At 73.2% G+C, this 25,253-nt stretch carries 19 protein-coding genes, 1 pseudogene and 1 riboswitch; of the genes and pseudogenes, 14 read left to right on the top strand and 6 right to left on the bottom strand.

Going from position 1 to position 25,253, the window contains the following annotated elements; genetic code table 11:
* The 6 genes and pseudogenes from HET64_RS13150 to HET64_RS13175 all read left to right on the top strand — a co-directional run.
* Nucleotides 1-1,714: pseudogene (locus tag HET64_RS13150) on the top strand (serine/threonine protein kinase); the annotation flags it as partial.
* Nucleotides 1,715-1,910: 196 nt separating this feature from the next.
* Complete coding sequence (locus HET64_RS13155) at nt 1,911-3,638, top strand: serine/threonine-protein kinase (protein WP_215105081.1); 1,728 nt, start codon at nt 1,911-1,913, stop codon at nt 3,636-3,638.
* A 116-nt stretch (nt 3,639-3,754) separates the two neighbouring features.
* Complete coding sequence (locus HET64_RS13160) at nt 3,755-5,413, top strand: serine/threonine-protein kinase (RefSeq protein ID WP_215105083.1); 1,659 nt, start codon at nt 3,755-3,757, stop codon at nt 5,411-5,413.
* 173 nt (nt 5,414-5,586) lie between these two features.
* Nucleotides 5,587-7,203: a succinic semialdehyde dehydrogenase gene (locus HET64_RS13165; RefSeq protein ID WP_215105084.1), complete on the top strand. Its 1,617-nt coding sequence runs from the start codon at nt 5,587-5,589 to the stop codon at nt 7,201-7,203.
* Between the two features lie 61 nt (nt 7,204-7,264).
* On the top strand, nt 7,265-9,175 hold the full coding sequence (locus HET64_RS13170; RefSeq protein WP_215105086.1) for a GMC oxidoreductase: 1,911 nt from the start codon (nt 7,265-7,267) through the stop codon (nt 9,173-9,175).
* 101 nt (nt 9,176-9,276) lie between these two features.
* The gene (locus tag HET64_RS13175) at nt 9,277-11,028 is read left to right on the top strand and encodes a peptidase (RefSeq protein ID WP_215105088.1); all 1,752 of its coding nucleotides are present in this window, start codon (nt 9,277-9,279) and stop codon (nt 11,026-11,028) included.
* Between the two features lie 358 nt (nt 11,029-11,386).
* Here HET64_RS13175 and HET64_RS13180 read toward each other — a convergent pair whose 3' ends face one another.
* Nucleotides 11,387-11,704, bottom strand: coding sequence for a chorismate mutase (locus HET64_RS13180; RefSeq protein ID WP_215105089.1), 318 nt, complete (start codon nt 11,702-11,704; stop codon nt 11,387-11,389).
* A 422-nt stretch (nt 11,705-12,126) separates the two neighbouring features.
* On the opposite strand from HET64_RS13180, the gene guaA reads away from it, so the two are divergent.
* The 5 genes from guaA (at nt 12,127) to HET64_RS13205 (ending at nt 17,506) form a co-directional block, all read left to right on the top strand.
* A complete protein-coding gene (gene guaA, locus HET64_RS13185) occupies nt 12,127-13,710 on the top strand; it encodes a glutamine-hydrolyzing GMP synthase (RefSeq protein WP_215105119.1) in 1,584 nt (527 codons plus the stop codon).
* Nucleotides 13,711-13,861: 151 nt separating this feature from the next.
* Complete coding sequence (locus HET64_RS13190; protein WP_215105091.1) at nt 13,862-14,617, top strand: cyclopropane-fatty-acyl-phospholipid synthase family protein; 756 nt, start codon at nt 13,862-13,864, stop codon at nt 14,615-14,617.
* 89 nt (nt 14,618-14,706) lie between these two features.
* Nucleotides 14,707-15,495 carry a class II aldolase/adducin family protein gene (locus tag HET64_RS13195; RefSeq protein WP_215105093.1) on the top strand — a complete coding sequence of 263 codons (789 nt, stop codon included), beginning with the start codon at nt 14,707-14,709 and terminating at the stop codon, nt 15,493-15,495.
* Between the two features lie 113 nt (nt 15,496-15,608).
* Entirely contained in the window at nt 15,609-16,877 is a 1,269-nt protein-coding gene (locus tag HET64_RS13200) for a hypothetical protein (RefSeq protein ID WP_215105095.1), read from the top strand.
* 119 nt (nt 16,878-16,996) lie between these two features.
* Entirely contained in the window at nt 16,997-17,506 is a 510-nt protein-coding gene (locus tag HET64_RS13205) for a DoxX family protein (RefSeq protein ID WP_215105097.1), read from the top strand.
* On the opposite strand, the gene HET64_RS13210 is transcribed toward HET64_RS13205, so the two are convergent.
* Both HET64_RS13210 and HET64_RS13215 read right to left on the bottom strand, forming a co-directional pair.
* Nucleotides 17,413-17,676, bottom strand: a complete 264-nt coding sequence (locus HET64_RS13210) for a hypothetical protein (RefSeq protein ID WP_210932485.1) — start codon at nt 17,674-17,676, stop codon at nt 17,413-17,415. The two genes, HET64_RS13205 and HET64_RS13210, sit on opposite strands and share 94 nt — an antisense overlap.
* Nucleotides 17,663-19,015 (bottom strand): PspC domain-containing protein, encoded by a 1,353-nt coding sequence (locus tag HET64_RS13215; RefSeq protein ID WP_215105099.1) that lies wholly within the window; start codon nt 19,013-19,015, stop codon nt 17,663-17,665. Before HET64_RS13215 ends, HET64_RS13210 begins: the two co-directional genes overlap by 14 nt.
* Nucleotides 19,016-19,232: 217 nt before the next feature.
* On the opposite strand from HET64_RS13215, the gene HET64_RS13220 reads away from it, so the two are divergent.
* Nucleotides 19,233-20,519: a PspC domain-containing protein gene (locus HET64_RS13220; protein ID WP_215105101.1), complete on the top strand. Its 1,287-nt coding sequence runs from the start codon at nt 19,233-19,235 to the stop codon at nt 20,517-20,519.
* Entirely contained in the window at nt 20,516-21,211 is a 696-nt protein-coding gene (locus HET64_RS13225) for a response regulator transcription factor (RefSeq protein WP_007450924.1), read from the top strand. Before HET64_RS13220 ends, HET64_RS13225 begins: the two co-directional genes overlap by 4 nt.
* A 13-nt stretch (nt 21,212-21,224) precedes the next feature.
* On the opposite strand, the gene HET64_RS13230 is transcribed toward HET64_RS13225, so the two are convergent.
* Complete coding sequence (locus tag HET64_RS13230; RefSeq protein WP_215105104.1) at nt 21,225-22,043, bottom strand: GNAT family N-acetyltransferase; 819 nt, start codon at nt 22,041-22,043, stop codon at nt 21,225-21,227.
* Between the two features lie 42 nt (nt 22,044-22,085).
* Nucleotides 22,086-23,165: a C40 family peptidase gene (locus HET64_RS13235; RefSeq protein ID WP_215105106.1), complete on the bottom strand. Its 1,080-nt coding sequence runs from the start codon at nt 23,163-23,165 to the stop codon at nt 22,086-22,088.
* 246 nt (nt 23,166-23,411) lie between these two features.
* Here HET64_RS13235 and HET64_RS13240 point away from each other — a divergent pair, with 246 nt between their 5' ends.
* Entirely contained in the window at nt 23,412-23,765 is a 354-nt protein-coding gene (locus HET64_RS13240; RefSeq protein WP_215105108.1) for a hypothetical protein, read from the top strand.
* A gap of 57 nt (nt 23,766-23,822) precedes the next feature.
* Here the strand turns inward: HET64_RS13240 and HET64_RS13245 are convergent, their stop codons facing one another.
* The gene (locus tag HET64_RS13245) at nt 23,823-25,019 is read right to left on the bottom strand and encodes a C40 family peptidase (RefSeq protein ID WP_215105109.1); all 1,197 of its coding nucleotides are present in this window, start codon (nt 25,017-25,019) and stop codon (nt 23,823-23,825) included.
* Nucleotides 25,018-25,184: riboswitch (cyclic di-AMP (ydaO/yuaA leader) on the bottom strand. Its footprint overlaps the gene before it by 2 nt.
* Between the last annotated feature and the right edge of the window lie 69 nt (nt 25,185-25,253).

Raw genomic sequence — 25,253 nt, forward strand, 5'->3', positions numbered from 1 at the left:
CCCCTGGGGCATCCCCGCCGAGGACCCCTACGACGACGAGGACGACGAGGACGACGAGGACGGTCCCCGGCCGCCGGGCCGCCGCGTGCACCTCGCCGGGACCTGGGACGACGGACCCGGTGCGCGTCCCGTCTCCGCGGGCGGCTCCGGCGAGGACGCGCTCCGCGCCGACTCCCGGCGGCCCGGCCCGCCGGCCCCGGCCCCCAAGCAGCTCGCCCGCACCGCCACGCACCGGGACGGGCGGACCGCCCCCGGGGCCTGGGAGGAGGCCGTCGCGGGCGGCGACGAGCCCGCCGTCTACCGGGGCCCCGCCACCCCGCTCGCGGCCGAACGCGCCCGCCAGGCACGGATCACCGTCGTCGGAGCCGTCACCGAGCGCTGGGCCCCCGAACAGGCGGGCCCCGTCCACGAGAACTGGCAGCTCGCACCCCCGATCGGCCCCTCCACCGACCTGTGGGCGCTCGGCGCACTCCTCTACCGCGCCGTCCAGGGCCACGCCCCCTACCCCGAGGAGAACGCGGCCGAGCTCGTCCAGATGGTGTGCGGGGAGCCGCCCGCCTTCGCGGAGGAGTGCGGCCCCCTGCGGCCCGTCGTCGAGTCACTGCTGCGCCAGGACCCCACGGAGCGGCCGGACTTCGAGGAGCTGCGCGGCTGGCTGCGCTCGCTGGTGCGCTCCGCGCCGGAGCCGGAGGCGGGCGCCGACGTCGTCACCCTGCCCGCGCCCGACGCCACCCGGCTCCCCGTCGTACGCCGCCGGGGCGAGCTGGTCCGCCGGCGCCGGGGCCGCTTCGGCGGCGGCTCGGCGCACGGCAGGCACCGCCAGGGGAAGCGTCAGCAGCCGCCGAAGCAGAGCGGCGGCGGCAAGCAGCGGGACCGCCAGGAGTCGCTGCTGCCGCCCGACCGGTCCGTGCGGATGCCCGTGGAGACCTGGGAGGAGGAGCGCCCGGCCCGCGCACCCCGTGCGCCCAAGGGGCCCCGGGTGCTGCGGGAACCGCCGCGCCGGGGCGAGGAGTCCTCCTCCCCGCGCAGGCTCGGCCGGCTGCTGCTCGTCCTCATCCTGCTGCTGATGGCCGCCGCCGTCGCGTACGCCGTGATGTTCCTGCCGAAGCAGGAGCCGGGCAAGGACGGTGGAGCGCCGACGTCGCCCGCCGGCTCCGCCGCACCGCCCGCCGCCTCGGGGGAGCCCGAGCCGTCCGCCTCGGCGGACGGGTCCGCCGATCCCGGCTCCCAGCAGCCGCAGACCAGCCGGTCGGCCGTGGCGCTCGCCCCCGGCTACGCGCTCCGCAAGGACGCGGAGGGCTTCGAGGTCGGCGTACCGAAGGACTGGCAGCGCAGCCCCGCCAACGCGAACCGGCAGATCCGCTACGGCAGCGACGGGTTCACCCTGCTCGTGGTGCCCGGGCGGGACACGGTGAAGGCGGGCGGCGGCGATCCGCTGGACTACCAGCGGGACAAGGAGCCCGAGCTCCAGCCGTTCCGCGACTCCACCTGGTCCTCCTCGTCCGGACTGCGCCGGGTCGACGTCGGCCGGCAGGCCATGGCCGAGGGGCAGTTCACCTGGCAGGAGAGCGGCGGGCGCGAGGTGTACGTCCGCAATCTCGCCATGATCGTCGACGGCAGGTACCACGTCATCCAGGTCATCGGGCCCGAGAGCGACCGGGACAAGGTCACCGAGATCTACGAGCAGGCCATCGCCTCGTACCGGGTCACCTGACCGCCCCTCACACCCGGCCGCGCCCATCCGAACGCCCGAGCACCGCGCCTGATCACTCGTCATCCCCTTCGTTCCGTCAGGGGCGTTGTGCGGTGCCGACAACCATCACAGTGCGGTCTCGTGGGCGATCCCCGGTTCCGCCTCACCGCCGCGCCTCCGTAATCTGGCCCTTCGAGGAACGGGGCGGGGACATCACGTGGATCGATCACAGAGCACGGACGCGGGACTGGTGCTGGCGGGGCGCTACCGGCTGGGCGACGTCCTCGGCCGGGGCGGCATGGGCAAGGTCTGGCGCGCCCACGACGAGGTGCTGCACCGCACCGTCGCCGTCAAGGAGCTGACCGCCGGGCTGTACGTCGCCGAGGCCGACCGGCTCGTCCTGCACGCCAGGACGCAGAAGGAGGCGCGGGCGGCGGCGCGCATCACGCACCCCGGCGTCGTCACCGTCCACGACGTGATCGAGTACGACAACCGCCCCTGGATCGTCATGCAGTACGTCGACGGGCCCTCCCTCGCCGACTCCGCCAAGGAGAGCGGCGAGGTCGCCCCGCGCGAGGCGGCCCGGATCGGGCTGCACGTGCTGAGCGCCCTGCGCGCCGCGCACGCGGCCGGGGTGCTGCACCGCGACGTCAAGCCCGGAAACGTGCTGCTGGCGCGCGACGGGCAGGTGCTGCTGACCGACTTCGGGATCGCCGCGATCGAGGGCGACTCCACCATCACCCGTACCGGCGAACTGGTCGGCTCCATCGACTACCTCGCCCCGGAACGGGTACGCGGCGGCGACCCGGGACCGGCCTCCGACCTCTGGTCGTTGGGCGCGACGCTGTACACGGCGGTCGAGGGGACCTCCCCGTTCCGCCGTACGTCCCCGATCTCCACCATGCAGGCCGTCGTCACCGAGGAGCCGCCCACCCCGGTCAACGCCGGCCCGCTCGGCGCCGTGATCACCGCGCTGCTCCGCAAGGACCCGGAGGACCGGCCCACCGCCGCCCAGACCGAGCAGATGCTGCTGGACGCGATGGACGGCCGCGAACCCCGCGCCGCCCAGGCGCACGTGCCGACCCAGCGCCTCCCCGAAGACGCCCGGTACGCCTACCAGGACACGGACGGCGGCCCCGGCGGTCCGAACGGCGACGGCGGTTCCGACGGCGCCACCGCCCGGCTGCCCGGAGGGGCTCCCTCCACGACGTCACCGTCCGCCCCCGGCCCGGAGGCCGCCGCCCCGGCCACCGGCCCCGACTCCGCCCCCGTGACCCGGCGTGCCGGATCCCGCTGGCGCACGGTGCTCGTCGTGGTCGTCGCCGCCGCCGTCCTGGGGGGCGCGGCCGGGCTGTTCGCGATGAAGTACGGGGAGGGCTCGGACGCCCCCGGCGGAACGAGCGGCGGCACGGCCGCCGGCAGCACACCGTCCGCGGAGCGGACCACCCCGGAGCCGGCGGCGTCCTCGGAGGGGATACCGGAGATACCCGACGGCTGGCACCGGGTCGACGACCCCGCGGGGTTCAGCCTGGTGGTGCCGGTGGACTGGACCCGGCAGGTCCAGGACGGGCAGATCGACTACACGCCCGACGGCGGGGCCCACCGGATCCGCATCAGCGTCGACCCGGACCCGGACTTCGAGCATCCGTATCCGCACATGGAGAACATGGAGGAGCAGCTCTCCGAGCGGCTGCCGGGCTATCAGCGGATCGGCATGGAGAAGAACACCTTCCGCGACCGGCCGGGCGCCCTCTGGGAGTTCACCTGGAACGAGACCAAGGACCACCCGGGGCCCCGGCACGGGATCGACCAGATGTACTACGGCGGTCCCGGCGGCCCGGAGTACGCGCTGTACCTGACGGCCCCGCAGGAGGGCTGGGAGTCCAGCCGGGAGAAGTTCGACATCATGCTGCGCAGTTGGAGCGCCCCGAAACCCCAGCAGTGAGCGCGGTGCCCGGCGGGCGCCCGATGCTCCGGCCCGGTCGCGAGACGGTCACGGCTCCGCATCCGGTGGTCACCCCCGGTGGTGTCCTGCCCGGCGGGTGAACCAGGATAGGGGACATGACAGATCACGGGGGACGGGCGAACGAGCCCACCAGTTACGGAATCCAGCCGCCGCGGGCACCGGGCGGCTTCGGCGCGCCGCATTCCGCGCCGTATCCCGCGCCTCCGGCGCACATTCCGTCCCCCACCGCCCACGCGGACGCCCCGGACCGTGCGGTGAACCGGCTGATCGGCGGGCGCTACCGGCTGCTCGCCCGGCTGGGGCACGGCGGTATGGGCACGGTGTGGCGGGCCCACGACGAGGTCGTCGACCGTGAGGTGGCCGTCAAGGAACCGCGCGTACCGGAACACCTCGGCGAGCGCGAGCACAGCACCGTGCACCAGCGCATGCAGCGCGAGGCGCGGGCCGCCGCCCGGATCGACCACCCCTCCGTCGTGACCGTCCACGACGTGGCCGTCGAGGACGGCAAGCCGTGGATCGTCATGGAACTGGTGCGCGGCCCGTCGCTCGGCGACCGCCTCCAGGAAGGCACCCTGGACCCCCGTGAGGCGGCCAGGATCGGACTCGCCGTCCTGGACGCGCTGATGGCCGCGCACGCGATCGGCATCCTGCACCGGGACGTCAAGCCGGACAACGTCATGCTCGGCACCGGCGACCGGGTCGTCCTCACCGACTTCGGGATCGCCCAGGTCGAGGGCGAGCAGCAGCTCACCGAGACCGGCGCGTTCGTCGGGTCGCCCGAGTACATCTCACCGGAGCGGGTCCTCGGGCAGCGCCCCGGACCGGAGTCGGACCTGTGGTCGCTGGGCGTCGTGCTGTACGCGGCGGTCGAGGGGATGTCCCCGTACCGCCGCTCGCACACCCCGGCCACTCTTCAGGCCGTGCTGTCCGCCGAGCCGCCGGTGCCCGCCCGCGGCACCGGCGCGTTCGGCACGCTCGTCATGCAGCTGCTCCGCAAGGACCCCGCCGCGCGCCCGCCGGCCGCCGAGGTCCGCCGGACGCTCCAGCAGCTGGCCTCCCCGGCGCCGGCGACCTCCGCGTACGGGACGGTCACCGCGGGCGGAGGGGGCGGCGGCAGCAAGTGGGTGCCGCCCGTCCTGCACCGCAACCGCGTCGCCCAGGTCGCGCTCGGCGGCGGAGCACTGGCGGTGGCGGTCGCGCTCGTCCTGCTCCTGCTGAACCCGTTCGCGGGCGACGGACCGCCCGAGGGCTGGCAGGTCCGGCCGGAGAACGAGGTCCTGTCGGCGGACGTCGCCGTGCCGGAGGAGTACAAGCGGGTCCAGGAGGACGACGACGGCGAACTGGTCTGGTACGCGGACCCCAGCGGCGTCTTCGAGATCGTCTTCTGGCACCGCCCCGTGAAGAGCGAGGACACTTCCGACGACAACCCCGGCGTCGACCCGGCGGCCCGCAAGGCGTACTACGAGAAGGGCGGGAAGAGCACCACACAGATGGAGGAGGCCTCCGTCACGTACAAGGACGCCACGCACGAGGGGCGCGAGGCGGTCGAGATGACCACCGAGTTCGTCCCCTACGCCTCGTCCGACGACGACCCGGTGCGCTACCGCTTCCGGGAGCTGCTGATCCCCGGCGAGAAGGAGAGCGACCCCTATTGGCACGTGCGGGTGCGGATGCCCGCCGAGGGGCAGGCCGCCAAGGACGGCGACGCGATCTTCAGCGAGGTCACCGAAGGGCTGAAGATTCACGCTTCCTGAGCGCCGCGGGCCGACCGCCGGGGGTGCTCGGCCCGCATAGCCACTGATCAGCGGTTATGTCGCCAGCGATCACTGGCTCGTTCGAGGAAGGTGCCCGACAGGGGTGGCGGGTCCTGTGAAAAACTGTTACCCACGGGTACCCAAAGGCTGCGACGGGACATACTCTCGGCCTCATGACGGACTCGCAGGCCCCTGACGCCCCTCTCGGTACGAACCCCGTGGCGGTCGCCCCCGCCGGTGTGCGCAACGCCGCCGACGTGGTCACCCCCGAGGTGGTCGCCCAGCTCACCCGCGGCGTCGTCGGGTCGGGCCTCACGGCCAACCACACCCCCTTCACCGGGGAGAAGCTGGCCGACCTGCCGGAGTCCACCCCCGAGGACGTCGCCACCGCCTTCGACCGGGCCCGCGCGGCCCAGCCCGTCTGGGCCGCCGTCCCCGTACGGCAGCGCGCCGCCGTCCTGCTGCGCTTCCACGACCTCGTCCTCAGCCGCCAGTCCGAGGTCCTCGACCTCATCCAGCTGGAGACCGGCAAGGCCCGCCTGCACGCCCACGAGGAGGTGCAGGCCATCGCCATCGCCGCCCGCCACTACGGGCGCAAGGCCGCCGCCTACCTCAAGCCCCGCCGTCACACCGGCGTCGTCCCGATCCTCACCAAGGTCACCGAACTGCGCCAGCCGCGCGGCGTCGTCGGCCAGATCGCCCCCTGGAACTACCCGCTCGAACTCTCCGTGGGCGACGCGCTGCCCGCGTTCGTCTCCGGCAACGCCGTCGTGATGAAGCCCGACACGGAGACCGCGCTCACCGCCCTGTGGGCCCGCGACCTGCTGATCGAGGCCGGACTGCCCGCCGAGGTCTTCCAGGTCGTCCTCGGCGAGGGGCCCGTCGTGGGGCCCGAGGTGGTCAGCCGCGCCGACTACGTCTCCTTCACCGGCTCCACCCGCACCGGCCGCGAGGTCGCCGTCGGCGCCGCGTCCCGGCTGGTCGGCGTCTCCCTGGAGCTCGGCGGCAAGAACGCCATGCTCGTGCTGAAGGACGCCGACGTCGAGAAGGCCGCCGCCGGAGCCGTCCGCGCCTGCTTCGCCTCCGCCGGGCAGCTCTGCATCTCCATCGAGCGGCTGTACGTCCACGAGTCCGTCGCCGACGACTTCGTGGAGCGCTTCGCCACCCGGACCAAGGCCATGCGGCTCGGCAGCGCCCTCGCCTACGGGGCCGACATGGGCTCCCTCGTCGGTGAACGCCAGCTGGAGGCCGTCACGCGCCACGTCGACGAGGCCGTCGAGAAGGGGGCGAAGCTCGTCGCCGGCGGCGTCGCCCGTCCCGACATCGGCCCGCTGTTCTACGAGCCGACCATCCTCGACGGGGTGGAGGCCCCGATGGCCGTCTGCACCGAGGAGACCTTCGGGCCGGTCGTCTCGATCTACCGCTTCAGCGACGAGGACGAGGTGATCGCGCTGGCCAACGCCACCCCGTACGGCCTCAACTCCAGCGTCTGGACCACCGACTCCCGCCGCGGTCACCGGGTCGCGGCCCGGCTGCGCACCGGCACCGTCAACATCAACGAGGGGTTCGCCCCCGCCTACGGCAGCGTCCAGGCCCCGATGGGCGGCATGAAGGACTCCGGCCTCGGCCGACGACACGGCTCCGAGGGCATCCTCAAGTACACCGAGGCCCAGACCGTCGCCCAGCAGCGGCTGATGCCGCTCGCGCCCTCCTTCGGGCTGGACGACGAGAAGTACGCCGCGCTCATGACCAGCAGCCTCAAGGCGATGAAGGCGTTCCGGCTGCGCTGAGCGCCTCGGGAGCCACAGCGACCTCCGCCCTTTTCGTACCGATTCCGTTCCGAGGAGTGCCATGTCCCAGGACAGCCCTGCCCAGAAACAGGCCGTGAGCCCCGCGCCGCCGGTCCCTGTTCCGGCGAGCCCTGTGCCGGCCGGGGACGACGCCGCGTACGACTACGACGTCCTGGTCGTCGGGTCGGGCTTCGGGGGCGCGGTGTCGGCGCTCCGGCTGACCGAGAAGGGGTACCGGGTCGGGATCCTGGAGGCGGGCCGCCGCTTCACCCCCGGCACCCTCCCCAAGACCTCCTGGGACCTGAAGAACTACCTCTGGGCCCCCGCGCTGGGCCTCTTCGGCATCCAGCGCGTCCACCTCCTCGGCAACGTCATGGTGCTCGCCGGGGCGGGGGTCGGCGGGGGGTCGCTCAACTACGCCAACACGCTGTACGTGCCGCCCGCCCCGTTCTTCGAGGACCGGCAGTGGGCCTCGATCACCGACTGGCAGGACGAGCTCAAGCCGTACTACGACCAGGCCCGCCGCATGCTCGGGGTCCGCCTCAACCCGACCATGACCCCCTCCGACATCCACCTCAAGGCCGCCGCCGAGGCCATGGGCGTCGGCGACACCTTCCACCTGGCCCCGGTCGGCGTCTTCTTCGGCGACGGCAAGGACGCCGACGGCACCGCGAGGGCCAGGCCCGGCTCCACCGTCCCCGACCCGTACTTCGGCGGCGCGGGCCCCGCCCGCAAGGCCTGCACCGAGTGCGGCGAGTGCATGACGGGCTGCCGCCACGGCGCCAAGAACACCCTCAACGAGAACTACCTCCACCTCGCGGAGAAGGCCGGAGCGGTCATCCGCCCGATGACCTCCGTCGTCGCGGTCACCGACGACCCCGAGGGCGGCTACCGGGTCCTCACCGTCCCCACCGACCGCCGCCGCAGGGCGAAGCCCACGAAGCTGCGCGCCCGCAAGGTCGTCGTCGCCGCGGGTACCTACGGCACCCAGACCCTGCTGCACACCATGAGGGACCGGGGGCTGCTGCCCCGGCTCTCCGCGCGGCTCGGCGAGCTGACCCGTACCAACTCCGAGGCGCTGGTCGGCTCCCAGACCAGCGACCGCCGCTACCGCAAGAAGCACGGCACCGCCAAGGCCGACTTCTCGCAGGGCGTCGCGATCACCTCCTCGATCCACCCGGACGACAACACCCACATCGAGCCCGTCCGCTACGGCAAGGGCTCCAACGCCATGGGCGCGATGTCGATACTCCAGGTCCCCTACGGGGCCCACCGGGTGCGCGGCTGGCTCGCCAACATGGTCAAGCACCCCACCCTCGCCGCCCGTTCGCTCTCCAACCACCACTGGTCCGAGCGCACCATCATCGGCCTGGTCATGCAGTCGCTCGACAACTCCCTGACGACGTACCGCAAACGGGGCGGCATCGGCAAGGGCCTGCTCACCGCCCGGCAGGGCCACGGCGCGCCCAACCCGACCCAGATACCGGAGGCCACCCACAGCGCCACCCTGCTCGCCGAGGAGATCAACGGCTTCGCCGGCTCCAACGTCGGCGAACTGATGGGCACCCCGCTCACCGCCCACTTCCTCGGCGGCTGCCCGATCGGTGCGAACGCCGACGAGGGCGTCATCGACCCGTACCACCGCCTCTACGGCCACCCCGGCATCAGCGTCGTCGACGGCTCCGCGGTCTCCGCCAACCTCGGCGTCAACCCCTCGCTGACCATCACCGCCCAGGCCGAGCGCGCGATGTCCTTCTGGCCCAACAAGGGCGAGGCGGACCCGCGCCCGGAGCAGGGCGAGGCCTACGAGCGGCTCACCCCCGTCGAGCCGCTCGCGCCGACCGTGCCGAAGGAGGCGTTCGGCGCGCTGAAGCTGCCGTTCCTGGGCATCCCCGTGGTGCCGCCGAAGGGGACGGCGGAGGCCGGGGCGGACGTGAAGGGCGTCGGGAACACACCCGTACCCAATCCGTGATCTTTCTCCGGGCAACTCTTCGGCGAGCTGCGCGGTCGAACCCGTGCCGCGACAACTGTCACAGCGGTCACACAGCTCCTGCCGAGTCCCAGAGGTCCCCGATGACACCCTTCACCCCGAGCACCGCGCTGCGCCGTGCGGCGGGCTCCCTCGCCGCCGCGGGTCTCCTGGCCGCGGCCTCGCTCGCCGGGGCGGCCGCCCCGGCGGGGGCCGCCGACGTCCCGGTGTTCGCCCTCGGCGGCCCTGCCGAGACGGGGCTGAACCCCTACCCGGAGAGCGGCGAGCCGCGGAGCTCCACGGTCGGAATCACCGTCGACAACCCGAGCCAGGACGAGGAGAACGGCGGCTACGGGGGCGACTTCACCCTCACGTTCGACCTCAGCGACATCGAGGGAGTCGCCGAGGTGGCGTTCGACGGCGAGTCCGGCAGCGCGGACTGCGAGGTCACCGGCACCAAGGCGGTCTGCGAGGACTGGGGCATCTGGCCGGGCAGCCAGCGCGCCGCCGACCTCCTGGTCACCGCGGCCGAGGGCAGCCGGGCCGGGGACACGGGCACGATCAGGGTGACCGGCGAGGCGGCGGGCGCGACCTTCACCCCGTTCACCACCCGGCTCACCGTCGGCGGCACCGACCTGGTCATGGAGGAGCTCCCCTTCGACCAGGAACTGAACCCGGGCGACGAGCAGCGGGCTCCGATCACCTTCTCCAACCGGGGCAGCCGGGACGCCGACGGCGTTCTGCTCACCCTCATGTACACCCGCGGCCTCGACATTCCGCAGCGCTACGCCAACTGCGAGTACACCGAGGACGACCCGGACGTCCCGGGCATCGGCTGGACCACGGCCCTCTGCTCCGTCGAGGGCGCCTTCGAGGCGGGCGAGACGTACACCCTGGCGACCCCGCTGACCCTTGAGGCCACCACCCGCGCCTACTACGACACCTTCGTCTACCGCATCCACGAGGACGGCGCCGCCCAGCGCACCGCCCAGCGTGCGGGCGCCCCCTTCGCGCGGGGCACGGGCCCCGTGCTGAAGGCGGTCCCGGTGAAGGCCCCCCAGCAGGGCGCGACCGCCCGGGGCAGCGACCTCAACCCGGAGGACAACCAGCAGGAGGCCGACTTCCGTACGAAGAACACGGCCGACTTCGTGGCGTACGGCGACGAGGCGTCCGGAGCCGCCGGGACCACGGTGGAGGCCGACATCGGCTTCCGCAACGAGGGCCCCGCCTGGATCGGCCACCTCCGCTCCGGCGAGCCCGTCGCCACCCTCGACTTCACCGTCCCGCAGGGCGCGTCGGTCACCGCGAAGCCGGACCGCTGCCGCGCGGTGACGGCCGACGGGAAGTACCGCGAGGACCAGAAGAGCCCCGCGCCGCGTTACGTCTGCGACACCTCGATGACCGTGTGGGACGGGGCCGACCTGGGCCTGCCCTTCGAGCTGCGGATCGACAGGGCCCTGATCGGCGCGAGCGGCGAGGTGACCGTCCGCAGCACCTGGCAGCAGAACCCGGCGCTGCCGTTCGACCCGAAGCCGGCCAACAACACCGCGTTCCTCGTCCTGAACGGCGAGGGCGGTGGCTCCGACTCCGGTGGCACCACGGGCGGCTCCGGCGAACCGTCCACCCCGCCGACCTCGGCCCCGGACCCGGAGCAGAGCCCGTCCGGCAGCTCCGGACCATCGGCCTCCACCACGTCCGGCGGCTCGGCGGGTACGAACGGGGGCTCCGGCGGCGGGGGCGGCCTCGCCTCGACGGGATCGGTCGCCCTGGTCGCCTCGGGCGCGGCGGCCGCGGCGCTGGCGGCGGGCCTGGTGCTGTTCACGGCAGCGCGGCGACGGGCTGGGCGGCACGCCTGACCGGCGGCGGAGAAGGGGCGGAGGAGGGAGCGGGCCTCCGCCCGGATACGTTCCGATGCGGCCGACCCGGGCGTCCCCGGGTACGGCCGCATGTGGGGTGACCGGGCTGCTGTCCCCTGCGGACCGGTCACTGACGCCGGGATGTGGTCCCACGACGTACCTGCAGTACGTCACACGTCCCGGCGGAGCCACGCGTGGTTTCCTACCGGTGCCGCCCCTGGTTGGCACGGACATCAGGCTCAACGAAGGCACCGCGCTCCCGGTCACGCGCCGTACGGGTGAGACGGGCCCCGAACGCAGATACGGCCCCTGTCCGGCCAGCGGAGAACCGTTCCGTCCGGGCACCGCTCACCAGGCCTCACACCCGGCCGCGGCACAGCTCCAGCAGCGTCATCGCCAGCGCGGTGCCCGGCTTGCCCAGCGCGTCCCTGTAGTGGCCGAGCACGGCCGTCTCCCGGGAGAGGTTGACCCGTCGGCCGCCCGAGGTGATGCGGGCCTGCTGGATCACCGCCGAGACGGCCATCCGTTCCTGGACGAGGCCGATGATCCGGTCGTCGAGGGCGTCGATGCGCTCCCGGGCGCCGCCGATCAGGGCCGCGGCCTCGTCGGTGCGGGCGCCGGTCAGCTCGGCGGGGGTGACAGTGGTGGTGCCGGTGGTGCCGGTGGTGCTGCTCATGGTGGTGACTCCCGGTGGGGTGACGGCCCCCGGGGCGAGCAGGCCCGGACACGCGAGACGCCCCGGGCCTGCTGGCCCGGGGCGCCTGGAACGTTGCTTGTCAGTAGCTCAAGCAGCACGACCATGGCAGCCGGCGGGCCGGATGCCATAGGTAAAGCGGAAGCTCAGGTGCTGGATCACGAGGCCAGTATGCACCCGCCGCCCGGCCCCGGGGCACACCGGGCCGGATGGTGAGACGGCCCACACGCCCGGGGCGGCCGCGCCCGAACTGGCCGACGCGGCCGCCGGACCCGGTGCGGAGCGCGTTCCTCCGCGGGGACGAGACGGAATGAAGCGGACCGGGGCCCCGTTAGAATCAGTGGACATCCACCCCCTGTGATCAGCCCATGAATCACCCGATCACCCGCCGGAAGGCCGCCGCAGTGCCCTCAGCGTCCCCCGCGTCGCCCGCCGCAGCCGAGACCGTCCTGGTCGTCGACTTCGGCGCGCAGTACGCCCAGCTCATCGCCCGCCGTGTCCGTGAGGCCCGGGTCTACAGCGAGATCGTCCCGTCCACCATGCCGGTGGCCGAGATGCTGGCGAAGAACCCGCGCGCGATCATCCTCTCCGGCGGCCCGTCGTCGGTGTACGCGGAGGGCGCGCCGTCCCTGGACCGCGCGCTGTTCGAGGCCGGGGTGCCCGTCTTCGGCATGTGCTACGGCTTCCAGCTGATGGCCACCACGCTCGGCGGCACGGTCGACGACAACGGGGCCCGTGAGTACGGCCGTACCCCGCTGCACGTCAGCAAGGCGGGCTCGACGCTCTTCGAGGGCACGCCCACCGAGCAGCCGGTGTGGATGTCGCACGGCGACGCCTGCTCGGCGGCCCCCGAGGGCTTCACCGTCACCGCGTCCACCGACGTCGTACCGGTCGCCGCCTTCGAGAACGACGAGAAGAAGCTCTACGGCGTCCAGTACCACCCGGAGGTCATGCACTCGACCCACGGCCAGCAGGTCCTGGAGCACTTCCTCTACCGCGGCGCGGGCATCGAGCCGAACTGGACCACGACCAACGTGGTCGAGGAGCAGATCGCGCTCGTCCGCGAGCAGGTCGGCGACAAGCGCGCCATCTGCGCCCTCTCCGGCGGCGTGGACTCCGCGGTCGCCGCGGCTCTCGTCCAGAAGGCCATCGGCTCCCAGCTCACCTGCGTGTACGTCGACCACGGCCTGATGCGCAAGGGCGAGACCGAGCAGGTCGAGAAGGACTTCGTGGCCGCGACCGGCGCGAAGCTCAAGGTCGTCGACGCGCAGAAGCGCTTCCTCGACGCCCTGGCCGGGGTCTCCGACCCCGAGCAGAAGCGGAAGATCATCGGCCGCGAGTTCATCCGCGTCTTCGAGCAGGCCCAGCTGGAGATCCTCCAGGAGGACGGCCCGGAGGTCGCCTTCCTCGTCCAGGGCACGCTCTACCCGGACGTCGTCGAGTCCGGCGGCGGCACCGGCACCGCCAACATCAAGTCCCACCACAACGTCGGCGGACTCCCCGACGACATCGAGTTCCAGCTCGTCGAGCCGCTGCGCCAGCTGTTCAAGGACGAGGTCCGCATGGTCGGCCAGGAGCTGGGCCTCCCCGAGGAGATCGTCCAGCGCCAGCCGTTCCCCGGCCCCGGCCTCGGCATCCGCATCGTCGGCGAGGTCACCGAGGAGCGCCTGGACCTGCTCCGCGACGCCGACGCCATCGCCCGCGAGGAGCTGACGGCGGCCGGCCTGGACCGCGACATCTGGCAGTGCCCGGTGGTCCTCCTCGCCGACGTCCGCTCGGTCGGCGTCCAGGGCGACGGCCGCACCTACGGCCACCCGATCGTGCTGCGCCCGGTCTCCTCCGAGGACGCCATGACGGCCGACTGGTCGCGTCTGCCGTACGAGACGCTGGCGAAGATCTCCACCCGCATCACCAACGAGGTCGCCGACGTCAACCGCGTCGTCCTCGACGTGACGAGCAAGCCGCCGGGGACCATCGAGTGGGAGTGACCTCCCCGCACCTGGCGAGCCGATAAGGCTCCCGGGTCAATGCCGATGCCGTCGCTCATTCGTCCGGGCGGCGGCACGGTCGTATCGGACGGGTACGCCGCCCCCGGAAACCACTGGCACGGGCCCCGCCCGCGTGCCAGGCTCCTGCCCCATGTCCGCCGAAGAAGTCCGCGCCATCGTGTCCGCCGCCGGTAACGACCGCCTCACCTGGAACACCCCGCTCTCCGAGGCGCACGCGGATCGGCTGATCGCCGCCTGCGCCCCCGCTCCCGGATCACGGATCGTCGACCTCGGCTCCGGCTGGGGCGAGTTGCTGATGCGGCTCGTCGAAGCCGCTCCCGGGGCCGCCGGGGACGGCGTCGAGACCGACCCCGACGCCGTGGCGCGCGGGCGGAAGCTCGCCGGGCAGCGGGGGCTCGGTGACCGTGTGCGGTTCCACGAGGTGCCCGCCGCCGAGTGGACCGAGGACGGGTACGACCTCGCCGTCTCCATCGGCTCCTCGCACGCCTGGCCCGGCACGACCCGGGAGGCTCTCACCGCCCTCGCCGCCACCGTGCGCCCCGGCGGCCGGGTCCTGTTCGGCGAGGGGATCTGGCTGAAGGAACCGACCCCCGCCGCACTGGAGGGCATCGGCGCCGAGCCCGGCGACTTCGGGTCGCTGCTGGAGCTGATCCGGCTGGCGGAGTCCGTCGGGCTGCGCGCGCTCCAGGTCACCGTCGCCGACGAGCGCGAATGGGACCTCTTCGAATCCGAGGGGCCGATCGGCCGGGGGCAGCGCTGGGCGCTGGAGCACCCGGACCATCCGCTGCACGCCGAGGTGAGCGCCGAGATCGACGCCCGCCGCACCGGCTACTACGGCGGCTACCGCTCGTATCTCACGCTCGCCTATCTGGTGCTCAGCACCTGACCCCCGCCCGGGGCGTCACGCCTCTGGCCACCTGACCCACCCGGCGGTAACTTCCGGTCCCGTACGCCCAGGGAACCCGAGGAGCCGCCATGTCCGAGCCGGTCGCCGTGCCCGCCCCCGCCCCGATCCCCGTCGAGCAGCTCCAGTTCGCGATGCCGCCCGTGCACGCCTCGCCGGACGAGGAACGCGCGTACCGCAGGGAGCGGCTGGCGGGCGCGCTGCGGCTGTTCGGGCAGCTCGGGTACGAGGACGGGGTCTCCGGGCACATCAGCGCCCGCGACCCCGAGCTGCCCGACTGCTACTGGGTCAACCCGTTCGGCGCTCCCTTCGCCGACATCGCCCCGCAGGACCTGATCCTCGTCAACGGCGACGGCCAGGTGGTCCGGGGCCGTTTCCACGTCAACCAGGCCGCGTTCGCCGTCCACGCGGCGGTGCACCGGGCCCGCCCGGACACGGTGGCCGTCGCGCACACCCACTCCGTGCACGGGCGGGCGCTCGCCGCGCTCGGGGAGCCGATCGAGCCGATCACCCAGGAATCCTGCGCCTTCTACGAGGACCACGCGCTGTACGACACGTACTCCGGGGTGGTCGTGGACGAGGACGAGGGCCGGCGGATCGCCGCCGCGCTCGGGCCGCACAAGGCGGTGATCCTGCGCAACCACGGGCTGCTGACCGTCGGCGGCTCGGTGGACGCGGCGGCCTGGTGGTTCCTCACGATGGAGCGCGCCTGCCAGGTGCAGCTGCTGGCACGGGCCGCCGGGAAACCCGTCCTCATCTCGCACCGCGACGCCGTCACCACCCGCGACCACCTCGGCGGCGACCTGGTGGCCTGGATCAATTACCAGCCCCTGTGGCAGCGGATCGCTCGAACGTTCTGACGACACGCGCTGGCGGCCCGCCCCGATGCGGCAGCCGGTCGTCCGGTACGGCACAATTCGCGGATATCGCAAGTGAGTTGGCTGTACCGGGGCGGGAAAGGGCTGAATCCTCCGTGGCGTTGGACGAATCCAGGACGAGCGGCGCGCACAGCGGCGGCTGTACGTGTGGCGACTGCCCGCACGGAGCCCGTCGCGGACACCGGCGCGCCGTCGCCGCGTTCCTGGCCAAACGGGACGAACTGGCGGCGGGCAAGGGGCTTCCCGCCGGGGTCGCCCAGTCCGCGTCCGCGTCACGGCAGTGGGTGTCCGACGAGTTGACCGGGTCCGCCCGCACCGTCGCCGAGCGGGCCCGGGAAGCCGGTGACGCCTGGCTCCACCAGGTCTGGCGGGGGACCTTGTTCGCCGTCTGGGGTGCGGCCGGGGCCCTCCTCGTCGGTGCGAGCGTCACCGCGATCGGGGCCGGCTGGTCCACCGCCCGTACCGCCGCTCTGATCGCCGCCCTCCTCACGGCCGGGCTGCTCACCGCCGCCGCCCGCTTCCACCGCGCCCGGGGCGGCCTCCTCGCTCCGCTGATCGGGGAGGACAACCGGCTCTCCACCTCCCGGACGGTCGCCGGGGTCTGGGTGCTGCTGGCCGTCTTCGCCGTTCTCGTGCTCGCCCTTCAACTGGCGGGGGCCTCCGACCCGGCGGACAGGGACGCGCTGATCGAGGGGCTCGACCTCGTGCGCTCCGCCGGGGTCGTGACCGTGCTGGCGCTCGTGTGCGCGGTCGCCGTCGTCGTGCGCCGCGTGGTGACCGTACGGGTGCTGGGCCAGCGGCTCCAGAAGCTGCGCGCGGACCGGCCGCGCGCAGCCGACCTGCTCACCGACGACTCGGGGCGCGGCTCCTTCACCGATGTGCAGTACGTGCTGGTCAGCGCCGTCGCCGTCCTGTTCGCGGCGGTCCGCCTGGCCCGCCGCCCCGAGCAGTTGCCCGACCTGCCGTGGGGGCTCGCGCTGCTCGTGGCGGTCTCGGCGGCGACCTACTTCGCCGGGAAGTACGCGGAGGGCGGCCGGCCCGTCGTGCTGTCCGTCGTGCGGGCCCGGGAGGCCGGGGACCTGGACGCCCCGATCCGGACCGGCGACGACATCGAGATCCGGGGCGCGGGCTTCGTGCCGCCCGGCGCGGGCGGCCCCGACCGGCTGGCCCGGCTCGTCGTGCGGATCGGCACGGTCCATGTCCACGTACCGCTGATCCCGGTCGCCGGGGGCTTCGCCAACCCGACCGACACCGTTCTCACCGTGCCCGTCCCGGTCGAGGTCGAGCCGGGGACCGTGGACGTCCAGGTCGTCACGGCCGCCGGGGTGGAGACCAACCGCTGCCCGATCGACGTCACGGACTGACCGGTACCGGACCCCCGGGCGAATTTCCGCCGCCGATCGTGTCCCAGCCCTGGTGAGCGGCGCGCCCAGGGCGTACGTATGGTCGAGGTGACGGGACTTCGGGAAGCAGGGCAGCGGTGATGAACGGTTACGGCGGCGGATCGTACGGTCTGGGCGAGCGCAGGACACTGAAGGAGCAGGCGGGCACGTACGCCCTGCTGCCGCTGCGGATCTTCCTCGGCGTCACCTTCGTCTACGCGGGCCTCGACAAACTCACGGACAGCGCGTTCCTGTCCGCGACCGGCACCGGATCCATCGGCGAGATGATGCGCGGGGTGCGCGACTCCTCAGCGATCCCCGCCCTCGTCGACCTGGCGCTGAAGAGCCCCGAGGGCTTCGGCTACGCCATCGCGATCGGGGAACTCCTCGTCGGCCTCGGCACCCTTGTCGGGCTCTGGGCCCGGCTCGCGGCGCTCGGCGGCGCGCTGATCTCGCTGAGCCTCTGGCTGACCGTGAGCTGGCAGGCCACCCCGTACTACTACGGCAACGACCTGCCCTATCTGATGGCGTGGCTGCCGCTGGTACTCGCGGGCGCCACGGTGTTCTCCGCCGACGCCTTCCTCGCCTCGCGCCGCCGCCGCAGCATGTAGGCGGCCCACGTCACCGTCGCGGCCAGCCACAGCCCGCCGAGGAACAGCGGCAGGAAGAACGTCCACGGGACCTCCCAGGCCCCGGCGGCGTCGGCCGCGTACCCGCCGGCCAGGCCCAGCATCGTCAGGCCCGCCACCGCGCGGCCGGGCCGGAATTCATGACGCAGCACGGGTGACCTCCACCTGTCCGATGCCGACTTCCAGCACCAGCTCGATCGTTCCGGCGGGCTTCGTGCCCGCGGGCGGCGGCAGCGTCCGCTGCTTCGCCTCGTCACTGTTGATCCGGACCTGGACCCGCTGCCCCTCCTCCAGCCGGATCTCCCCGAGACCCGCCTCGGCGCGCACCTTCACCGTCACGTTCGCCGGGACGACGACGGCAGCCCGCCCCGCCGCCACATCGAGCCCCGTGCGCACGGTCTCGCCCTGGGCCACCTTCAGTCCGGACAGGTCCAGCCGGGCGTCGCCCGTAGGCAGCTCGTAGCGCGGCGCGACGGCGGACACCGAGGCCGGCCGCCACTCCTGGCGCGCCCACGAGGTGTCGATGTCCTTCGGCAGCACCGCCGCGCCCGCCAGCAGGCCCGCCGTGACCATCGCCATCAGGACCGTCCCGAAACCCGTCCGCCCCAGCAACGAGGCGATCAGCAGTCCGAGCCCGAAGACGGCGAGAGCGGCGACCAGGCCGATCTGGAGGGCGGTGCCCAGCGGCTGCTGCTCCCAGCTCAGCCCGGTGCCGAGACCGCCCGCCACCAGCGCCGCCAGGAAGACCGGACCGCCGATGGAGCGCGGCCCGCGCTCCACGGGCGACGGCTGCGGCTTCAGGAACGGGGCGTCCGGAGTGGGCCGCCCGGTCTTCGCCCCGGCGCGCGCCGCGCCGACGTCCGTGTCCGGCGGACCCCACAGATAGCCGGGGCCGACCGGTCCCGTGGTGCCGTCCTTGACGATCGGGTCCCGCCACCACGACGGACTGCCCGGCGTCGGCGGGGCCTTCACCTCCGGTGGAGGCGTGCCGAGCCCGCCCGTGTGTACGGGGCCGGGCGGGGCCGCCGGTGCGCCGGGCGGCGCCGCCGGGTCCTCCGGGACCCCCGCCGTCCGCCGGGACTGCGTCCACACGGAGAAGCCGACGACCGCCAGCGTCAGCAGCGCGGCGAACGCCAGCATGCCCCGGTTGTGCAGCATCGACAGGAACAGTCCGCAGCCGATCAGCGCCAGCAGCAGCGCCACCAGGGACGCCCCGTCGACCCGCCCCGACAGCAGTTTGCGCGCCTCGTTCTCGTCGTCGCCGTCCGCGGGCAGCAGCAGCCACGCGAAGCCGTAGAAGATCAGACCGATGCCTCCGGTCGCCGACAGCACACCGAGCACGATCCGGAAGATCACCGGATCCACGTCGCAGTACCGGCCGAGTCCGCCGCACACCCCGGCGACGACCTTCTGTCGCGGGGTGCGCCGCAGCGTCGGCTTCGGCGCTTCGGGGGGCGCGACGCCGGGAGCGGCGTCCGAGGGAGCGGTCATGCCTCCATGGTGACGGTCCGGACCGCCCGCCGGGACCCGCGCCGACCCTGGACGGTCCCTGATATTGCCCGCGTACGCCCCTGAAGGGCCGGGGCGCACGCGCCCGGCGGAGCGGGGGAGGGGAGCTGTCGTCAGGCGTGCGCTGGGGACAGCATCAGGGTCACTTCGGGGGCCGACCCTGATGCCGCGCCGCGTCCGCGCGTGTGACGATCGGGGTATGCCAGCCGCCACCGCCCGAGCCGCCAGCTCCCTCGCCGCCGACCCGGAGGAGCCCGCACCGCGCAAGCTCTACCGCAGCGCCGACGGCCGGCTGCTCGGCGGCGTCGCGCGCGGCCTCGCCGGACACCTCGGGCTGCCCGTCGCCTGGGTGCGGTTCCTCTTCCTCGGGCTGTTCTTCACCGACGGCCTCGGCGCGGTGCTCTACGCGGTGTTCTGGATCGTCGTGCCGCTCGGCGTCGGCGGCGTCGACGCCCCGCGCTCCGTGTTCGAGACGTCGGCGGACGGCCGCCGCAAGCTCCGCAAACCGGACAGGGGTCAGGTCTTCGCGCTGGTCGCCCTGACCATCGGGGCCGTCGCGTTCGTCGTCAATGTCGACATGGGCAGCGAGGCCGACCGCTACATCTGGCCCACCCTCCTGATCGGCGCGGGCTCCGTCCTGGTCTGGCGGCAGGCGGACAACGCCCGCCGCGCCCGCTGGATGGAGACCGGCCGCAACCGCAAGCTGCTGCACCTGGCGCGCGGCCTCGCCGGAGTGGCCCTCGTCGGCCTCGGCCTCGCCGTGTTCATGGTGGTGCGCGGCTCGGCCGCCCAGCTGGGCAACGTGCTCACCGCGGCCATCGCCGTACTCACCGGCATCGCCCTGCTCGCCGGTCCCTACCTGGTGCGGATGACCCAGGACCTGTCCGAGGAGCGCCTGATGCGCATCCGCGCCCAGGAGCGGGCCGAGGTCGCCGCCCACGTCCACGACTCCGTGCTGCACACCCTCACCCTGATCCAGCGCAACGCCGACGACGGCGGCGAGGTCAGACGCCTCGCCCGCGCCCAGGAACGCGAGCTGCGCAACTGGCTCTACAACCCCGAGGGCACCGGCAAGGACGAGGACGACGAGCCGGAGACCCTGGCGGAGGCGGTCAAACGGGCCGCCGCCGAGGTCGAGGACAAGCACGGCGTCCCGCTGGAGGTCGTCGTGGTCGGCGACTGCCCCCTCGACGACCGGCTGACCGCACAGATGCAGGCGGCGCGCGAGGCGATGGTCAACGCCGCCAAGTACGGTGGCGAGGGCGGCGCCGTCCAGGTCTTCGCGGAGGTCGAGGGCCGCACGGTCTTCGTCTCCGTACGGGACCGGGGTCCGGGATTCGACCTCGACGAGGTTCCCGGGGACAGGATGGGCGTACGAGAATCAATCATCGGCCGGATGCAGCGCAACGGCGGCAGTGCCCGGCTGCGTTCGGTGCCCGGCGGGGGCACCGAGGTCGAGCTGGAGATGGAGAGGGCGAGCGAATGACCGAGAACACCGAAGCCACCGGGGGCCCGGAGCGACGGGTACGGGTCGTGCTCGTCGACGACCACCGGATGTTCCGCACCGGGGTGCAGGCCGAGATCGGCCGCACCGAGGAGACCGGCGTCGAGGTGGTCGGCGAGGCCGCCGACGTCGACCAGGCGGTCACCGTCATCACGGCGACCCGCCCCGAGGTCGTCCTCCTCGACGTCCATCTCCCGGGCGGCGGCGGCGTCGAGGTGCTCCGCCGCTGCGCCCCCATGATGGGCACGGCCGAGAACCCGGTCCGCTTCCTCGCGCTGTCCGTCTCGGACGCCGCGGAGGACGTCATCGGCGTCATCCGCGGCGGTGCGCGCGGCTATGTCACCAAGACGATCACCGGCACCGACCTGGTGAACTCGGTCTTCCGGGTCCAGGAGGGCGACGCGGTCTTCTCGCCGCGTCTGGCCGGCTTCGTCCTGGACGCCTTCGCCTCCACGGACGCCCCGCCGGTCGACGAGGACCTGGACCGCCTCACCCAGCGCGAGCGCGAGGTGCTGCGGCTGATCGCCCGCGGCTACGCGTACAAGGAGATCGCCAAGCAGCTGTTCATCTCGGTGAAGACGGTCGAGTCGCACGTCTCGGCGGTCCTCAGGAAGCTCCAGCTCTCCAACCGGCACGAGCTGACCCGGTGGGCGACGGCACGACGGCTGGTCTGAGCCGGCAGGGCCCTCAGACGGTCTCCGGCCCCGGCTTCGGCGTAGGCCCCGACCCTGGCTTCGGGTCCGGCCTCGGCTCCAGGGAGATGTTGACCTTCTCGCCGATCCGGCGGTAGCCGATGCCCGCGTAGACCCGCTCGACGCCGGGGTCGCCCGGCTCCAGCCAGACCGCCCGGCAGCCCTGGCCGAAGGCCCGTTCCGTCAGCCAGGCGGAGAGCGCGGCGCCCACGCCCCGGCGGCGGTGGCGGGCGGCGACGGCGAGCCCGGCCAGCTCGCTCAGGCCGTCGATCGCGGCCGAGCAGCCGCCGGCCCCGGCCGGTGCGCCGTCGAGGACGGCCAGAGCGGCGACCCCGTCTCCGGTGGCCGCCGCGCGCAGCCAGTCGGTCATTCCCGGCTCGGGCTCGCCCTCGCCCCCGAAGCCGTGGTGCTGGACGCGGGCGGCCTCGGTGAACTCCGCCCCGGTGACCGGTGTGCCGATGCGGAGACCGTCGACCGGCTTCGGCGGCCGGAGGTCCTCGCGGCCGCAGGCGAGCAGCGGGGCACGGTTCTCCACGGTGAAACCGGCGGCCAGCAGGGCCGGTTCGACGGCCGGTGCCCAGGCGGGCAGGAACTCCAGGCGGGGAAGCCGCTCGTGCTTCCCGAACGCGTCGACCAAGGCCGCCACCTGGTCCGCCGTGGGTTCCGCGTCCCGGTCGGGGATGGCGTAGTTGGCGTACTTCAGCTCCCAGCCCGGGTTGTGCCGGACGGTGAACGGGCCCACCCGGTAGTGGTCCGGGGAGCGCAGCGCGAGCGCCCGGGCGTAGTCCTGGACGGCGTTCGCCATCGACGTCATACGGGAGTTCCTCCGGCGGGAGATCGGGACCTGCGCGGCGGACTATGCCACCCGGGTCGCTCCGGCGAAAGGCATCTGATCGACGGGCGCGATGCGGACCGGCGCTCCGGGGCGCGGGGCGTGGATCATCTGGCCGCCGCCGATGTAGAGGCCGACATGGCTGATCCCGGAGTAGAAGAACACCAGGTCACCGGGGGCCAGTTCGGAGCGGGGGACGCGGGCTCCGGCGTTGATCTGGGTGTAGGTGGTGCGCGGCAGGCTCACGCCCGCCGCCTTCCAGGCCGCCTGGGTCAGGCCCGAGCAGTCGAAGGCGTTCGGGCCCGTCGCACCCCAGACGTACGGCTTGCCGATCGCGCCGTACGCGAAATCGATGGCCTGGGCCGTACGGGAACCGGGGGCCGCGACCGGACCGCCGCGGACGGTCGAGCGGTCGGCGTGGGCCGGGCCGCCGGCGCCCCGGGCGTCTGCGGAGCGCTCGTGGGCGGCGCGCTCGTCGGCGGTCAGGGTGTCCAGCAGCCTGCGGGCCTCGGCCAGCTTGGTGCGGATCGCGGTGCGGTGTTCACGCAGTTCGGTGCGGCGGGCGGCGAGGCGTTCGGTCTCCTGGTCGGCGCGGGCCTTGACGCGGGTGATCTGGGAGACCTGTCGCCGGATGCCGCGCAGGAGGCCGCTCTGCCGGTCGCCCGCCCGGTCGAGGTAGGAGGCGCGCTGCAGATAGGCGTCGGGGTCGGAGGAGAGCGCCAGTTGCAGGGCCGGGTCCAGGGTGCCGCTGCGGTACTGCGCGGTGGCCAGCGAACCGAGGGCGTGCCGGGCGGTGTTGAGGCGGGCGGTGCGACGGGCGGCCTCGTCGGCCAGGGCGTCGACGGCGCGGGTGGCGGTGGCCGCCTTCTCCTTCGCCCCGTTGTACTTCTCGGTGGCGACCTCGGCGTCGTGGTACAGCCGGTCGACCTTCGCCTTGACCTGCGCGGCGGTGGGGGCCGGTTCGGCGGGGGCCGCGCCCGCCCCGGTGACCGATCCCGCGGTGGCGGCCCCGGCGAGCGCCAGGGTTGCGGCGGTGCGGGCAGCAGAGCCGGTGAGCGGGCGCTGCCTGGGTTTTCGGTGAGCTGACCTGCGGTGCGCTGCCACGGGGGCGGCATCCTTCCTGTCGGCTGTCCGCCGGGGGATGCCGGCGGGTCCGTGAAGGACGCTAATCCCGGTGCCGGGAAAAGAGTCGCCATGACTTCTATTGCCCTGATGTGACGTTTCATCGGTCATGGTTGATCACTGATATGCCCGCACATCAGGGCATTGCGGTCAATCCCGGATGAAGCGCACAAGGAAGGCTTGCCTCACTGAAAGGTAGATCCTTGGCCCTGGCTAGGCTCCGGAGCCATGGACGTACTCATCAATGTCTTCGTCGCCCTGCACATCATCGGCATCGCCTCCCTGCTGGGCGGCTTCCTGACGCAGATGAAGGCCATGGGAGCGGGCACCGCCCGCTTCATCCCCGCCATGCTGCACGGCGCGCTGACCATGCTCGTCACCGGCATCGCCCTGGTCGGGCTCAACCAGGCCGACGACCAGACCGTGAACAACGTCAAGATCGGCATCAAGCTCGCGCTGCTGGTCGTGATCCTCGCCCTCGTCTACGTCAAGCGGGACGACGAGACGGTGGACAAGGGCGCGTTCGCCGCGGTCGGCGGACTGACGGTCGCCAACATCTTCATCGCCACGGTCTGGACCTGAGTCCGCACGGCGTGCGCCCGCTCCGCTCGGGGCGCACGCTCGCGCTGGGCGCCCGCCCTATGCCGGGCGCACGCTCCCGTAGATCGGCATGGAGTAGATCGACTCCTCGCGCACGTTCGCACCCGGCTTCGGGGCGTGGATCATCATCCCGTCGCCCTTGTAGATGCCGACGTGGCTGATGTCGTCGTAGAAGAAGACCAGGTCCCCCGGCTTCAGATCGGACGTGGCGACCCGCGTCCCGACCTCCACCTGGTCCCAGGTCGTCCGGGGCAGGGTCACGCCCGCCTCCCGCCACGCCGCCTGCGTCAGCCCCGAGCAGTCGTAGCTGGAGGGGCCCGACGCGCCCCACACGTACGGCTTCCCGATCTGGGCGCGGGCGAAGGCCAGGACCTTCTCCGCCTTGGCGGCGTAACCACTGTCCGTACCGGTGCCGGAGCCCGGATCCGTTCCCGTACCGGAACCGGAGCCCGTGCCCGAACCGCCGCCGGACCCCTTCGCCGCCTCCTCGCGGGCCTTCTCCTCGGCCTCGGCCTTCTCCTTCGCCTCGGCGGCCTGCCGGGCGGCCAGCTGCGCCGCCTTCTCCTTCGCCTCGGCCTCCTGCCTGCGCTCCAGCTCCGCCAGCCGCGCCTTCTCCTCGGCGGTCAGCCTCGACAGCAGGCCCCGGGCCTCGGTGAGCTTGGTCTGCACGTCCTTCTTGCTGGAGGCGAGCGTGGCCTGCGTCTCGGTGAGGGTCTCCAGGCTCTTCACCGCCTCCGCGCGCTTCTTCGCCGCCGAGGCCTGCTGCGCACGGACCTCGTCGACGGCCTTCTGCTGCCGCTCCGTCGCCCGGTCCATCAGCCGGCTCTGGTCGAAGTACCCCTGCGGGTTCTCCGCGAGGAAGAACGTCGCCGCGGGCGCGATGCCTCCGTCGCGGTACTGGGCCGCCGCGTAGGAGCCCAGCGCCCGCCGCGCCTCGTTGATCTTCTCGGCCCGCTTCGCCACGTCGGAGAGCAGCGTGTCGACCTTCGTCTGCTGGGACGCCGAGGCGGCCTTGGCCCGGTTGTACTCCTGGGTCGCGGTGCCCGCCTGCCGGTACAGGGCGTCGACCTTCTTCCGCACTTCCTCGATGGCGGGCTTCGGCTCCGCGGGCGCGGCCGTGGCGCTCTGCGTGGAGAGCAGCGTCACGGAGGCCAGCGCGGCCGTCGTCAGCCCGACGGCGGGGGTGGTGGTGCGCACCTTCGTGCGCGGCTTGCGATGCGATGCCAAGACCGGCATCTCCTTCCGTGGACCGCCTACCGGGTTAGCTGTCGGGTTCGGACGGAACGGAAGGCTGTCCTACGGTCCGGCTGCGAGGGCACGGACCGATTCACCCCGGTGTTGCGTGTGGGTCCCCGGTTCCGAACTGCCAGGGCGGCAGGACGGATTCGGCAGAGGCGCCCGTCAGGCGTGGTTCGCCTCAGGGAGGTACGGGCCACCTGACCGAGCACGCTAGCCAACCGGCCCCGCCGC

Origin of the sequence: Streptomyces sp. McG3, assembly GCF_018619185.1 — a bacterium.
GTDB lineage: Bacteria > Actinomycetota > Actinomycetes > Streptomycetales > Streptomycetaceae > Streptomyces.